The organism is Pseudomonas sp. P179, assembly GCF_000478485.2.
GTDB classification, from domain to species: Bacteria; Pseudomonadota; Gammaproteobacteria; order Pseudomonadales; family Pseudomonadaceae; genus Pseudomonas; species Pseudomonas aeruginosa.
In genome coordinates, this window is record NZ_KI517354.1 from 4,761,914 (window position 1) to 4,777,315 (window position 15,402).

The following is a 15,402-nucleotide window of genomic DNA, read 5'->3' on the forward strand; positions in this document are numbered from 1 at the left end:
GCGCTCGCGGAACCTCGCAGGTCCCGCGAAAAGGCCCGGCGCAGAGCCTGCGAACACCCGAGGAAAGGCTGCGAAAACAATTCGATGCTCCCGAGATTTTTTCCCCGATCTGTCACCGGAACTTGCGAGTTTTATCCCCAGCGGCCCCTTCGACCGGCTAGGGATGCAAAGCCCGGCAAGCACGGCGCCGCCTCATGCAAGACGACTTCCTCAACGTACCAACACCACGATGAAAGGAGATTCTTCATGTTCAAGCGCTCTCTGATCGCTGCCTCGCTGAGCGTGGCCGCCCTCGTATCCGCCCAAGCCATGGCCGTCACCGGCGGTGGCGCTTCCCTGCCGGCCGAGCTGTACAAAGGCTCCGCCGACAGCATCCTGCCGGCCAACTTCAGCTATGCCGTGACCGGCAGCGGCACCGGCAAGAACGCTTTCCTGACCAACAACTCCTCGCTGTTCGGCACCACCGGTACCGTTCACTATGCCGGTAGCGACTCGGTCCTCAGCGGTAGCGAACTGACCACCTACAACAGCAACTACAACGGCACCTACGGTCCGCTGATCCAGATCCCGTCGGTAGCCACCTCGGTCACCGTGCCCTATCGCAAGGACGGCAACACCACGCTCAACCTGACCAGCGCCCAACTCTGCGACGCCTTCTCCGGCGCCAAGACCACCTGGGGTCAACTGCTGGGCACTACCGACAGCACGCCGATCCGCATCGTCTACCGCACCGGTAGCAGCGGCACCACCGAACTGTTCACCCGCCACCTGAACTCGATCTGCCCGACTCGCTTCGCCACCAACTCGACCTTTACCAACGCCCGTCTGCCGGCCGGCGGTACGTTGCCGAGCAACTGGGTTGGCGTCGCCGCCACTTCCACCGTGGTGTCGACCGTCAAGGCAACCAACGGCTCCCTCGGCTATGTCAGCCCGGATGCGGTGAACATCAACAGCAACGCCGAGGTTTCCCGTGTGAACGGCAACCTGCCGACCCAGGCTAACGTTTCCACTGCCCTGGGCAGCGTGGCTCCGCCGGCCAACGCCGCCGACCGTGCGGACCCCAGCAAGTGGGTTCCGGTGTTCACCAATCCGAGCGCCGGCTACTCCATCGTCGGTTACACCAACTTCGTCTTCGGCCAGTGCTACAAGGACGCCAGCGTTTCCACCGACGTCCGCGCCTTCATCAACAAGCACTACGGTGGCACTACCACCAACGCCGCAGTTGCCGCCCATGGCTTCATCCCGCTGACTCCGGCCTGGAAGAGCGCCATCGTGAGCGCCTTCTACACCGGCACCAGCGAAAACCTGGCCATCGGCAACACCAACGTCTGCAACACCAAAGGCCGCCCGTAAGCGCTTCGCCTAGGCGAATCGATACGAGGACCGGCAGCCCTATGGCTGCCGGTCTTTTTTCTTGTGGGGAACCCAGGAGGTTTTCATGCTCAAGCCAATGTTTGGCGTCGTTGCTCTGACGCTCTTGACCAGTCATACAACGCTGGGCGCTACGGTGACCGGCGGTGGTGCTTCCATGCCGGCCAAGTTGTACAAAGGTTCTGCCGACAGCATCCTGCCAATCAACTTCAGCTATGCCGCAAGCGGCAGCGGCATTGGCAAGACCGCTTTCCTGATGAATAACCCCATGCTGCTTGGCGCTACTACCGGCACCGTCCACTACATTGGTAGTGACTCGATCTTGAGTAGCAGCGAACTGAGCGCCTATTCAACCAACTATAGAGGCGCATATGGTCCACTGATCCAGATTCCATTGGCGGGTACCGCAGTAACCATTCCTTACAAGAAGCCCGACATTACCGACCTGAACCTGACCAGTGCCCAGCTCTGCGATGCCTTTTCCGGCGCCAAGGTCACTTGGGGGCAACTATTGGGGAACCCCGCCGACCGTACGCCGATTCGTATCGTCTACCAGCGGGGCGGCAGTGGAGCCACCGAGTTGCTGACCCGCCACCTGAACTCGGTCTGCCCGACTCGCTTCGCCACCAACTCGATCTTCACGAACGCCCGTCTGCCGGCCGGCGGTGCGCTGCCGAGCAACTGGGTGGCAGTACAGCCTTATGAAAGTGTCAGGAATGCCGTCGACAATGTGTCAGGCTCGATCGGCTATGAGGGGCCTGATGGTGTGGACCTGAGCGACAATTCAAAGATCGCGCGAGTGAATGGCTTGCTCCCTACTCTAGCCAATCGCGTGATCGCTGTTCGTAGCGTGGCTCCGCCGGGTGTCGCTGCAGATCGCGCCGATCCGAGCAAGTGGATACCGGTCTTCGTCAACCCGAACGCAGGCTACTCCATCGTCGGCTATACCAACTTTGTCTTTGGCCAGTGCTACAAGGATGCCACTGTTGCCGCCGACCTGCGTGCCTTCCTTACCCAGCATTATGGCGGCACCACTACAAATAGAGCGGTAGCTGACCACCGTTTCGTACCCCTGGTCGCTTCCTGGAAGAGCGCCATCATGAGCGCCTTCATCACTGGTACCAGCGAAAACCTCGCGATCAACAATCCCTCCGTCTGCAACGGCAAAGGGCGTCCATGAGTGACCTGTCATGACGGTGGCTGAAATCCGGCTGCCGTCGTGTTTCCGTTCGCCCAGGCTCCTCGCTCCGCTCCATGAACTTTCCATGACAAGTCTTCGGCCCACCCTCCGCCAGGCCGTCTACCAGTAACGGGCGTCGTTGCGGGCGCCCGACCGACTTCATGCTCAAGGACCCCTTCGCCATGCCGTCCCGTTCGCCGTCGTCCGCCCGTTCCTCCCGCGCGCTTTACGCGCCGCGCCTGAAGCCGCTGGCCCAGGCCATCGCCCTGCTGCTGGTCGCAGGGGGCGCCCAGGCCGCCGGGCAGCCGTTCAGCGCCGCCTGGTTCGCCGCCAAGGGCGCGGCTCAGGGCGGCGCTGCCGGGGCGCCGCGACCGGGAGCGCAGTTGCCGGGGGCGCCGCCGCCGCTGGCGCAGCAGCAGCGGGTCAACCAGCAGTTGCAGCGTTCGATGGCCAACCTGAACAACACCGTCGCCGCCATTGCCGCCCAGCAGGCCGCCCAGGCCGCCGGACGCCAGGCGGCGCTGAATCTCCCGCAGGATGTTCCGGACGGGCTCGGCGAGGGCGGCCTCAAGGTCGACGCCTCGCTGCCGTTCGAGCAGGCCTGGCAGAACGCCAAGGGACCGGTGCAGACCCAGGCCGCCGGCAAGACCACGGTGAGCATCGAGCAGACCGCCGACAAGGCGGTGCTCAACTGGGAGACCTTCAACGTCGGCCGCAACACCACCGTGGACTTCCAGCAGCACGCCGACTGGGCGCTGCTCAACCGGGTCAACGACCCCAGCGCGCGGCCCAGCCAGATCCAGGGGCAGATCAAGGCCGACGGCACGGTGATGCTGGTCAACCGCAACGGCGTGGTGTTTTCCGGCAGCAGCCAGGTGGACGTGCGCAACCTGACGGTGGCGGCGGCGAACATCTCGGACGAACAGTTCCGTCAGCGCGGCCTCTACTACGACAACGCCGGCAGCCGTCCGACCTTCACCGACGCGGCCGGCGCCGTGCGCGTGGAGCAGGGCGCACAGTTGCGTACGGCAGCGCCGTCCGGCTCGACCAGGGGCGGCGGCTACGTCCTGCTGCTCGGCAGCGAGGTGGACAACGCCGGCAGCATCGTCACACCGAAGGGGCAGACGGTCCTGTCCGCCGGCGACAGCTTCGTCATCCGCCGTGGCCAGGGCACCGACGGCAACCTGACCTCCACCACCCGCGGTAACGAGGTGCTGCCGGGCTTCGCCGCCGACAGCAGTGCCGGCCGGGTGCGCAACAGCGGCCTGGTGCAGGCCGCCACCGGCGATATCAGCCTCAGCGGCCGCGAGGTGGAGCAGGCCGGCGTATTGCTTTCCAGCAGTTCGGTGGACAGCCGCGGCACCCTGCACCTGAAGGCCAGCGAGCGGATCACCCTGGCCGAAGGCGCCACCAGCGCCATCCTGGTGGATAGCAGCGGCAGCGCCGCCCTCGACAGCCAGCGCGAGGCCTTGCTCAAGCCGTTGAACGGCTCCAGTGCCGCCGTCAGTCGGGGCGACGACGACCGCCGCGACCTGTCGCGGGTGGAGATCGACTCCGCCGGCAGCGTCGATTTCCGCGACGGCTCCATCACCCTCGCCAGCGGTGGCCAGGTGGCGGTCAACGCTGGCCAGCGCGCGCTGCTGCGCGACGGCGCGGTGATCGATGTCTCCGGCGCGCAAGGCGTGCAGGTGGCGATGGAGACCAACAGCATCAAGGTCAACGTGCGCGGCAACGAGCAGCGCGACGCCTCGGTCAACCGCGAGGGCGGCGGTCTGAACAGCCAGGACGTGTGGGTCGACGTGCGCGACCTGGTACGGGTGCCTGCCGGCACCAACGGCTATGCCAGCGACCGCTGGTACACCGCTGGCGGCCTGCTGGAGGTCGGTGGCTACCTGGGCACCCAGGGCCACTCGGCGGGCGAGTGGATGGCCCAGGGCGGCATCGTCAGTTTCACCGGCAACGACGTGGTGACCCAGGCCGGTTCACAGATCAACCTGTCCGGCGGAACCCTCGATGTGCAGGGCGGCTACATCCGCCAGACCTGGCTGAAGGGCTCGGACGGACGCCTCTACGAACTCGGCTCGGCGCCGGGTGACCTGCTCTACGACGGCATCTACCGCGGCTACGAGGCACACAGCGAGCGCTGGGACCAGACCCGTTATTTCTACAATCCGCTGATCGCGCCGACCCAGCGCTACGAGAACGGCTACAGCGTTGGCCGCGACGCCGGCAGTCTGGTGATCGGCAGCGCCAATGCGCGGCTCGACGGCCAGGTGGTCGGCGATACCTATCGCGGCGAGCGGCAGACCGAAGCGCCACAGGCCGGCCTGGACGGCTACAACCAGTCGCAGAATGCCGTGGCGCGCGGCGCGCAGCTGGTCGTCGGGCGCTACACCCCCTACTACGTGAAGAGCAGCGGCCTGCTGGAGTACGCTCTCGGCGCCGATGCCGGCAGCCTCAAGCAGGTGGTCATCGGTACCGGCGAGGTGGCGGCCGAGGAGCCGACCCTGGACGCTCCGGTGGCCGCCGAGCGCCAGGGCCGCCTGAGCCTGGACAGCGAACTGCTCAACGGCTTCCAGCTGGGCGGCCTGAAGGTGGCGGCCGGCGAGAGCATCCGCGTCGACAGCGCGCTGACCCTGGCCAATGGCGGCGAGGCGATCCTGTTCGCCAACGACGTGGCGATCGACGCCGACATCACCGCTCATGGCGGCAGCCTGCAGGCCGGCAACGTACTGGCGCAGATTTCCCCGAACGGGACGATCGATGGTTTCGTCGATGCCGGCCGCGAAGCCGGCATCTTGCGCGTGGGCGATGGTGTACGACTGGATGCCAGCGGCTTGTGGAGCAACCTGCTGCTGGCGCCGGAGGACAACGATACGTTGGCCTACCGCGACGGCGGACGGATTTCCCTGCGCAGCGGCGGCGACCTGAGCCTGGGACAGGGCAGTCTGCTCGACGTGTCGTCCGGGGCGGCGCTGCTGGCCGACGGCAAGCGACTGGGCGGACGCGGCGGCGACATCGCCTTGCACGCCAGTGCCGGGCTGGCGCAGGCCAGCGATGGCCAATTGCAGTTGGGCGGCACATTGAATGGTCTCGGCACGAGTGGCGCCGGCACGCTGTCGCTGCAGAGCGGCAAGGTGCGGATCGGCGGCGACGACCTCGGGGATGGCAGCCTGCAACTGGCCGAAGATTTCTTCCAGCAGGGCTTCGCCAGCTACCGGGTGGTCGGTCGCTCCGGATTGACGGTAGCCGAGGATGCCCAGGTGCGGGTCGCGCGGCCGGTCTACCGTTTCGCCAGCGGGGCCGGCGAGGTCGCGGCTGGCGAGGCGCCGCGAGAGGCGCTGGAGGCCTGGATACCGCCGCTGTACCTAGAGGATGCCTTGGCCGGACGCTTGGTCCAACGCGAAGGGGCGGACCTGTACCTGCAGGCAGGCGGCGACGGCAATATCCTCGGGCAGCTCGATCCCGCCAGCCAGACGCTGGAGCTGGGGCGCGGTTCGCTGGTCGAGGTCGATCCGGGGCGCGCCATCGTCCTGCGCGGTCCCGGACAGATCACCTTGGATGGCATTCTGAACGCTTGGGGCGGACGCATCGACGTGCGCCAGCAGCAGTTCGGCGCGCTCGACGTTACCCAGGACAATCAGCCCAAGGCGCAAGGCCAGCCCCATGCTCGCTCCATCTGGATTGGAGAGCAGGCATTGCTGGATGTTGCCGGCCGCGCTGTCACTGCCTTGGATGGGCGCGGTCGCCGCTATGGAGAAGTGCAGTCCGGCGGCAGCATCGTCATCGGCGGCGAGATCGATCCGGGCAAGGCGATCGCGACCTCGGCGGATGCGTTCGTCATCGTACGCCCCGGTGCACGACTGGAGGCCTCCGGCAGCCAGGCACAGCTGGATGTACCGGGACTGGGAAGGGTTTTGCTGGCCGGCGACGGCGGGCGCATCGCTCTCAGTTCCTACAATGGGCTGTATCTAGACGGCTCGTTGCGCGCCGCAGCCGGCGGCTCGGGAGCGGCGGGCGGCAGCCTGGAGATCATTGCGGACGCTCCCCTGTACCAAGGTTTTACTGTCGTGGATGACCGGGTATTGGCCATGCGTGAGCTGATCCTGACGGCAGGGCACGCCGATTCGGGATTACCGACCTTGCTGCAACCGGGAATGGACGATTCGGCTCTGCGCTATGGCCAGAGCCGAGTTGGGACTCAGTCGCTGACGGGCGGCGGATTCGACCAACTTTCGTTGTTCAGCAACGGTCCGCTGTCGTTCGAGGGGAACATCGATCTTGCGATGGGGCGCAGCCTGAATCTGTACGCGGGGACGATAGCCGCCACAGGTGGTGGGCCGAGCGAGGTGAAGTTGCAGGCGCCCTATGTCCGCCTTTCCGGCATCGGGATGTATGGGCAGCAGGCCTCTGGCGAGTTTCGTCCGCGTCTCACGTACGGGCCGACCGCGACAGCGGAGCAGGTTCGCTTGCAGGTTTCTGCCGGGCGCCTGCTGGATATCGCCGGGCGCTTGTCATTCGGTAGCGACGGGGTGATCAATGGGGTCAACGCAGAGGCTGTCCGCTATCAGCGACCAGGTTTCGAGAAGGTAACGCTGCGCAGCGAGGGCGACCTGCGTTTCGCTGGCGACTATCCAGAGAATGGCGATCCGTCGGGGCGCTTGATAACCCACGGCGATCTGCAACTGACTGCGGCCCAACTCTATCCGGTGACGGGAGCGAGTTCGACCCTCTATGCCGGGTATGGACTGGATGAGGGGGGGCAGGCTGTCTTCGATGCCGAACGGCATTTGGCTATCGAACGTAGCGGCGAGTCCTTGCCGGACACTCCGCTGTCGGTATTCGGCAGTCTGGCGTTCATGGCATCGAATATCGAGCAGGGTGGCGTGGTGCGTGCGCCGCTGGGGCTCATCCAGTTCGGCAGCAATCTGGATCGTGCCCCGGGCACGGTAAGGTTGTTGCCGGGTAGCCTGACCTCGGTTAGCGGCGCTGAGCTGGTCATGCCCTATGGAGGCACGACCGATGGGATCAACTATCTGGTCAACCAGGTCCCCATTCAACTGACCGGTGCCGGGGGCGCTCTCGCTGCTGGGACACTGGTTGCGGGAGTCGGCCTTTATGCCAGCGAGGTCGATGTGCAACAGGGCGCGCGGCTGGACCTGTCCGGCGGCGGCGAACTCGCGGGGGCTGGATTCATCTCCGGCAGAGGGGGTTCGACCGATGCGCGTTTTCATCCCCTGGTGCAGCAGGACAATGATGGGTTCCGTCTGCCGGAGCTGTCCAGCAACCCGGTGTATGCCATCGTGCCTGGACACCAGGCCGTTAGTGCGCCATTGGGCGGCGAGGCGGGCGCCATCCAGCCGTTGGTCGGGCAACAGGTCACCATCGGGGATGGCGTTCCCGGCCTGGCCGCCGGTACCTACACCTTGCTGCCTTCGACCTATGCCCTGTTGCCGGGCGCTTTCCGCGTCGAGATCAACGGTCTGGCGGGGCAAGGCGCGCCCATGGCGACGCAGGGGTTGCGCAATGGCTCCTGGGCGACGTCCGGGCAGTTGTCGATTGCCGGCACGTCCATCCGCGACAGTCTGAGCCGTCAGGTCATCCTGTCTTCCGCCGATACGCTGCGCCGCTACTCGCAGTACAACGAAATGAGCTATGCGGATTTCATTCGCGCCGATGCCGCGCGCAAGAACATCCCCAGAGCGATGTTGCCAGTGGATGCCAGATCCCTCTACCTGGGATTGCGCGCGGATGAGGAGCTTCGGGAAAACGCCCTGAGCTTCGAGGGGAAGGTCGACTTCACGCCGGAAGAAAGCGGATATGGCGGCAGCCTCATCGTGGATGCCGAGGCGGGCATCGAGATTCTGCCTGAAGGTGGGCTGCCCGACTCCGATTTCGCTGGCGTGTCGTTGGTTGCGGACGATCTGAATGCAATAGGCGCCAGCCGTATCGCCATTGGCACGCTGCCCTACGTCGAATACGGCGAGCAAGGAAACTTCGTCCAGTTCGGCGGGAGCAACCGGCTCTTTCCCGTTGTGCTGCGAAAGGGCGCGCACCTTTCCGCACCGGAGGTGATCATTGGCAGGGATATCACCCTTGAAGGCGGGAGTGGCATCAGCACTCTGGGGAAAGGCAAGACTGCATACGATTCGTCCGATGGTTTCATCTATCAACCCGGCGGCCGTAACCTGCTGCTCTTGTCCAACGGATGGCTGAACCTGCTGGCACCCGCAGCGGATAGCTCGTTACCGGTTCGTCTCGGAGGTTGTGCGGAAGGGGCGGGCTGCGCCGACACCGAACTCTATTCGGAGGGCACTCTGGGTATCGCCACCAATGGTACGGTGACGTTTGGCGACAACGTTCGTTACGGGACACGCAATCTCAGCCTGGCGCTGAGTACGATCAATATCGGCTCCAGCCAGTCGCTGGCCGACGCGGCCGCTCGCGGCGTGTTGCCGAACGGCCTGGCGCTGGACCAGACGGTGCTCCAGCGCCTGCTGCGCGGCGAGCGCGGGGCGGGTATTCCGGCCCTGGAAAACCTGATCCTCAGTGCCCGCGATGCGGTCAACATATACGGTAGCGTCAGCCTCGACACCTACGACCCGGCCACCGGCAAATCCAGCCTGGCCAACCTGGTGCTGGGCACCCCGGCCATCTACGGCCATGGCACCGGCGAGGATGTTGCCAGCATTCGCACCGCCAGCCTGGTCTGGAGCGGCTCCAGCCAGCCGGCCGCGGCACCGGTCGCCGGCGGCGCCGGTAGTGGTAGCGGAACCCTGCGGGTGGATGCCGAGCGCATCACCCTGGGCTACGGCGCGAATACCCAGCCGGCCGGCGAGACCGACGAGGCACGCCTGGCGCTGGGCTTCGCCGAGGTGCAACTGAACGCCAGCGAGCGGATCAGCGCCAACCACAAGGGCAGCTTGCGGGTCTACCAGCGCCTGGACGGCTACGTCGCCGGCGAAGGCCTGCGCTACAGTGGCGGCGACCTGCGCCTGAGCACGCCGTTGCTGACCGGCGAGGCCGGCTCGCTGAGTCGGATCAGCAGCGGCGGTAGCCTCAGCCTGGCGGCGCCGGCGGGCGCTGCCGCGGTGACCTTCGACAGCGGCACCGCCGGGCTTGGTGCCGAGTTGTCCCTCAGCGCCCGCGAGATCCGCCTGGATAGCGCGGTCTCGCTACCCAGCGGCAAGCTGAGCCTGAGCGCCGAAGACGACCTGGAGCTGGGCGATGGCGCGCGCATTGACCTGGCCGGACGCAAGGCCAGTTTCAACGATGTGGATAAATACAGCTGGGGTGGCGACCTGCTGCTGAGCAGTCGCGCCGGCGACATCCGCCAGGCCGCCGGTTCGCTGATCGACCTGTCGGCGCGCAACAACCGCGGCGGTACCCTGAGCGCCGTGGCGTTGGCCGAGGACGCCGGGGTGGTGGACCTGCAGGGCCGCATACTGGGTGGCGCCAGCGGCGACTACGATGCCGGCGGCACCCGCGTGCCGTTCCTCGGTGGCGAGCTGGAGATCCGCGCCCAGCGCCTGGGCGATGGCGGCAGCCTGAGCGAGCAGTTCACCGCCTTGAACCAGCGCCTGAACCAGGGCGAGGTCTTCGGCGCGCGGCGCTTCCAGCTCAAGCAAGGCGACCTGCAGATCGGCGACGGCCTGAAGGCGCATCGCATCGAGGTGTCCCTCGACAATGGCCAGCTCGGCGTGAGCGGAACGGTGGACGCCAGCGGCGCGCAGGTCGGCGAGATCCGCCTGGCCGGCGGCCGCGGCCTGAGCCTGGGTGGCAACGCGCTGCTGGATGCGCATGGAAGCCTGCTGCGGCGCGACAGCTACGGGCAGATCATCGACAGCCCGAACCGGGCGATGGTCGAGCTGAGTTCCGGCAGCGGCACCTTGGTCCTGGCCGGCGGCGCGCGCATCGACCTGCGCCATGGCACCGCGGCGCCAGCGGAACAGGTTGATGGCGTCGCCCGTGGCACGTTGGAGTTGAACGCGCCACGCCTGGGCGGGGTCAGCGCCGGCGACATCGCCATCGATGCCAGCGGCGCGCTGGATATCCGCGGCGCCGGCAGCATCGCCCTGAACGCGATGCAGCGTTACGACGATGCGCCCTGGGGCAACGATCCGGCGGCCGGCGGGCGGTCCTACCAGGTGATCGACCAGGCTTACCTCGATGCGCGGCATGCCGAGAGCAGCGCGTTCATCGCCGCGGCGCTGGCCAACCGCGAGTTGCTCGACGGCAAGCTGGCCGGACTGACCAATGCCACCTACGCGGATGCTTTCCACCTGCGTCCAGGGGTGGAGATCGTCAGCGCAACGGCGGACGGCGATCTGGTGGTGCAGGGCGATCTCGATCTGTCCGGCTACCGCTACGCCAGCCTCAATCCGAACACGCCGCTGACCGAGGTCTACGGTTCCGGCGAGGTCGGCGCGCTGGTGCTGCGCGCCGGCGGTGACCTGAACCTCTACGGCAGTATCAACGACGGCTTCGCGCCGCCGCCGGACTCGCCGGACGACAAGGGCTGGATCCTCACCCCGGGAGTGCAGCCGTTCGGTGGCGACCTGGTGGTTCCCGGCCCGGGCGTGGTGCTCGGCGACGGTACCGCGTTCCTCGGCGGCCGCACCCTCAACTACGACCTGCCGATCAAGGGCACCACCCTGGCCGCCGGCACCCGTCTGGCCACCGAGGCGGTACTCGAGCAGCCCTATACCCTGGCCGCCGGCAGCGTGCTGGTAGCGGACATCCACGATGCCGCCGGCACCCTGCTGTACGCCGCGGGCAGCCTGCTGCGCGACGGGGTGACGCTGGAGGTCGGCAGCCGGCTGGGTGCCGGTACCCTGCTGGCGGCACCGGCCAGCGTGCAGGCGATGACCTGGCCTGCGGGCGTGCCCTTGCCGAGCATCCTGCGCGAGGGGCCCAGCAGACCCAATGTCCTGCTGCTCAATGGAGAGCTGGCCTTGGCACGTGGTTCTCTGATCCCTTCGCAGACCGAGGTGGTACTGGCTGGCGATGCGCCTTTCATCGAGTTGCGGCCCAGCGACGGTGTCCGCCAGGGACGCAACTGGGCATTGGCCGAGATGCTGCCGGCCGGTAGCCAGTCCTGGTCCATGCGCCTGGTCGCCGGTGCCGATCTCGCGGCTGCCGACAACCGTCTGGTGCGTCCGGACTCCTCGGCCAGCCTGAACCTGGCCGATACGCACTATCAGGCGAAGATCGAACAGAGCTCGGGAGGGCTGGTGTTCACCGATCAGGCTACCGACTGGGGGATCACCCCGGGAACTCCGGTCGACGAGAGCAATGAATGGATCTGCGGGCTGGGGCCGTATTGTGCCGAGCCTCCCCGCTGGACCTGGGCGCCCGGCAATTACCTGGGCATGCCTGCTGGTACGGCGATCGGCGAGGGCGATCTGTGGTGGTGCAGTGTCGATCCGTCCCTGTGTATCGAGAATCTCGGCAAAACCGTGGTCACACCGCAGAACCAGTTGTTCAGTGTGCTGCGCACCGGCACTGGCGATCTTGACCTGGCCAGTGCCGGTAACCTTACGCAATGGTCGCCGTACGGCGTCTATACCGCCGGAACGCAGGCCGCCGATGTCGCGACGGGATTCAATCAGCCTCGCGGTCTGTTCAATGGGTCGGTACTGGGCGCCGGTGGCGCGGATTACGAAGTGCTCTCAACCAGCCAGTACCAGGCCTGGTATCCGGAACATGGTGGCAACCTCGATATCGCCGTTGGCGGTGATGTGGTTGGCGATCAATGGGCCGAGAAACTGACAAGTAGCGATCCCATTCGCCCCTTGCCCCCCAGCGCTGCAGTCGGCAACTGGCTCTGGCGCCAGGGCAGCGCCGATAGGGAAGGAGTGCCGACGGCCTGGTGGGTCAATTTCGGCAGCTATGTGCGTGGCGCGGAGGGAGATGCTCCCTATCTGGTCGGCTTCACCGGTTTCGGCACTCTGGGAGGCGGCAATCTCAGCATGCGAACCGGAGGTGATGCCGGCAATATCGCGCCACGCGGAGATGGCTCGATACCTTCGTCCGGTAACCTTAATCCGCGCAGCCAGGGACTGGTCTTGGCGGTTGCCGGCACTGGCCGGCTCACCTCCGACGGCGCGCTGCAACTTGGCGGCGGCGGTGACCTGAATGTGAGAATTGGCGGGGAGGTGAACCCGAGCCGGGAGGCGCGGGCTACCCAGACCTACTCGAGTTCGGGGTTTGACGGTCTTTACAGCGGCGGCACCATTCACGATCTGCAGGGGGCCCTCATCAATCTGCGCGGTTCCGCGAGCTTGTACAGTGGTGCGCTGGGAGGCATCGATCCTCGCTACGACACTCTACTGCGGGACCCCGCCGAAGTGCGCAGCAGGGATGCGTTCAGCCCGACGCTGGCTAGCTCCACGGGCGGCCTCACCCTGGTGGCCGGAGATACTGGCATGCGTCTGGAAACCCGTGGCGACCTGGTCCTGGGCGGGGTGACTGATCCCGGTAGGGTGGGGGTGCCGAATACCGTTGGCTTCACGGCTCCCGATGGCAGCGTCTACCAAGGGGGCGGGATCGCTTGGTTCAGTCTCTGGACTGCACACACCTCGATCGATCTGTTTGCGGCGGGCGGCAACCTGACGCCCAGCACCCAATTGGTCGAGGCAACCAACGCTATTCCCATGGCAGGCCGAAACCTGTCGCCTAGCGATGGGCGATTCATCTATCCATCGATAGTACGTGCGGCGGCCCCGGAAGGAAGTATCTATCTCGGTCCTTCCAGCGGTTACATGGGAGGCGTGAGCCTGAATGTCTCGACCACTCCCTACTCCTTGTTACTGGCACCGTCGCTCAACGGTGAACTGGAGTTGCTGGCTGGAGACTCCATTTATGCCGGTGGCTATTCGGTGCAACGCTCAGGTGCCGATCCTGCGAACCTGCCATCGATCTGGACGCCGGCATTTGCCGGCTACTCCGATGCCGCGCTGCTCAACCCGATAGCCGGCAACGGCAGTCCGGACGGGAATCCGGCCGTCATTGGCGGATTGCCTCTGTTCTACTTCGGCCCCGATAGCGCTGCGAGCCTGGCGCGCGATCTGCAACCGGCGCGTTTCTATGCGTTGACAGGAGATATCGTCGGGCTCAATAGCGGTGCGCAGATTCGTTTCGGCGAGCAGGCGGGGAACCGCGCCGGGCAAACCTGGTATGAAGGCGCCGGTCCCGTCTGGATGCGCGCCGGGCGCGACATCGTTGCCTCCGGAACCCCATTGGGACAGCGTATCAGCGCTCCCAGTCAGATCAGTACGGATGCCTCGTTCACCGGCAACCTCTTCGTCCACGACGACCCCAACGACCTCTCGCTGGTCCAGGCCGGCCGCGACATCCTCTACGGCAACTTCAACGTCGCCGGCCCCGGTACCCTGGAGATCAGCGCCGGGCGCAACATCCTCATGGAGGACCGCGCGGCGATCACCAGTCTCGGTGCGGTGGTGCCGGGCGACAGCCGGCCGGGTGCCGATATCGTGCTCCAGGCCGGCGCGGCGGGGGCCGACTATCAGGCCTTCCTCGAGCGCTACCTGGATCCGGCCAACCTGGCGCAGGCCGGCACCCCGCTGGCCGAGCAGCCGGGCAAGGTGGTCAGGACCTACGAAAGCGAGTTGGCCAAGTGGTTGAACGAGCGCTTCGGCTTCGCCGGCGACGCGGAACAGGCCCAGGCGTTCTTCGCTGGCCTGCCCGCCGAGCAGCAGCGGATCTTCGCCCGCCAGGTGTACTTCGCCGAACTCAGGGCCGGCGGCCGCGAGTACAACGAAGTCGGCGGGGTACGCCAGGGTAGCTACCTGCGCGGGCGCAACGCGATCGCCGCGCTGTTCCCCGAGCGCGATCCGGCGGGCAATCCGATCAGCTACGAAGGCGATATCGTCATGTATGGCGGTGCCGGCGTGCACACCGACTTCGGCGGCGACATCCAGTTGCTCAGCCCCGGCGGGCGCCAGGTGTTCGGTATCGAGGGCGAGGCGCCGCCGTCTACCGCAGGCATCGTCACCCAGGGCCAGGGCGATATCCAGGCCTACTCGCGGGACAGCATCCTGCTCGGCCAGAGCCGCATCATGACCACCTTCGGCGGCAGTATATTGGCCTGGTCGGCGGAAGGCGACATCAACGCCGGTCGCGGTTCCCAGACCACCGTGGTGTACACCCCGCCGCGGCGCATCTACGACGCCTGGGGCAACGTCAGCCTGTCGCCGCAGGTGCCCAGCACCGGCGCCGGTATCGCCACCCTCAACCCGATTCCCGAAGTGGCGCCGGGCGACATCGACCTGATCGCCCCGCTCGGCACCATCGATGCCGGCGAGGCGGGCATCCGGGTCTCCGGCAACGTCAACGTGGCGGCGCTGCAGGTGGTCAACGCGGCGAACATCCAGACCCAGGGCCAGTCCAGCGGCATTCCGCTGGTGGCTTCGGTGAATACCGGTGCGTTGACCTCCGCCAGCGCCGCGGCGAGTTCCGCGACCCAGGCGGCGGAGGACGTCAGTCGCCAGCAGCAGGCCGCCGCGCGGCAGCGCATGCCGTCGGTGATCACGGTGCAGGTGCTCGGGTTCGGCAACGAGCGCCTGGAGCCTTCGCGCGACGGCGCCAGTCGTTCGCCGGGCTACAACCCGGACAGCGCCGTGCAGGTGCTCGGCGCCGGAGCCCTCGGCGAACAGGCGCGCAGCCAATTGACCGATGAAGAGCGCGGCAACCTGATCCTGTAAGGCACCGCCGCGGAGGCACGATACCCGCCAGGCCCTCCCCACGGAGGGCCTTTTTTTCGGCGAACTTCCGAGGTGCTGGTCGATTCTCGGGTGAATGCCCGTTCGTCCCCGCCGGCGGCGCGCGAA

The 15,402-nt window shown here is 66.5% G+C and carries 3 protein-coding genes; all 3 read left to right on the plus strand.

The window, feature by feature from the left end; all coding sequences use genetic code 11:
• Positions 1 to 246: 246 nt before the first annotated feature.
• The 3 genes from lapA (at position 247) to HMPREF1224_RS34195 (ending at position 15,276) form a co-directional block, all read left to right on the plus strand.
• Positions 247 to 1,353, plus strand: a complete 1,107-nt coding sequence (gene lapA, locus HMPREF1224_RS34185) for an alkaline phosphatase LapA (RefSeq protein WP_003112123.1) — start codon at positions 247 to 249, stop codon at positions 1,351 to 1,353.
• An 85-nt stretch (positions 1,354 to 1,438) separates the two neighbouring features.
• Positions 1,439 to 2,551, plus strand: coding sequence for a substrate-binding domain-containing protein (locus tag HMPREF1224_RS34190; RefSeq protein WP_003112720.1), 1,113 nt, complete (start codon positions 1,439 to 1,441; stop codon positions 2,549 to 2,551).
• 182 nt (positions 2,552 to 2,733) lie between these two features.
• Positions 2,734 to 15,276, plus strand: coding sequence for a filamentous hemagglutinin family protein (locus HMPREF1224_RS34195; RefSeq protein ID WP_010793841.1), 12,543 nt, complete (start codon positions 2,734 to 2,736; stop codon positions 15,274 to 15,276).
• The last annotated feature ends 126 nt before the right edge of the window (positions 15,277 to 15,402 follow it).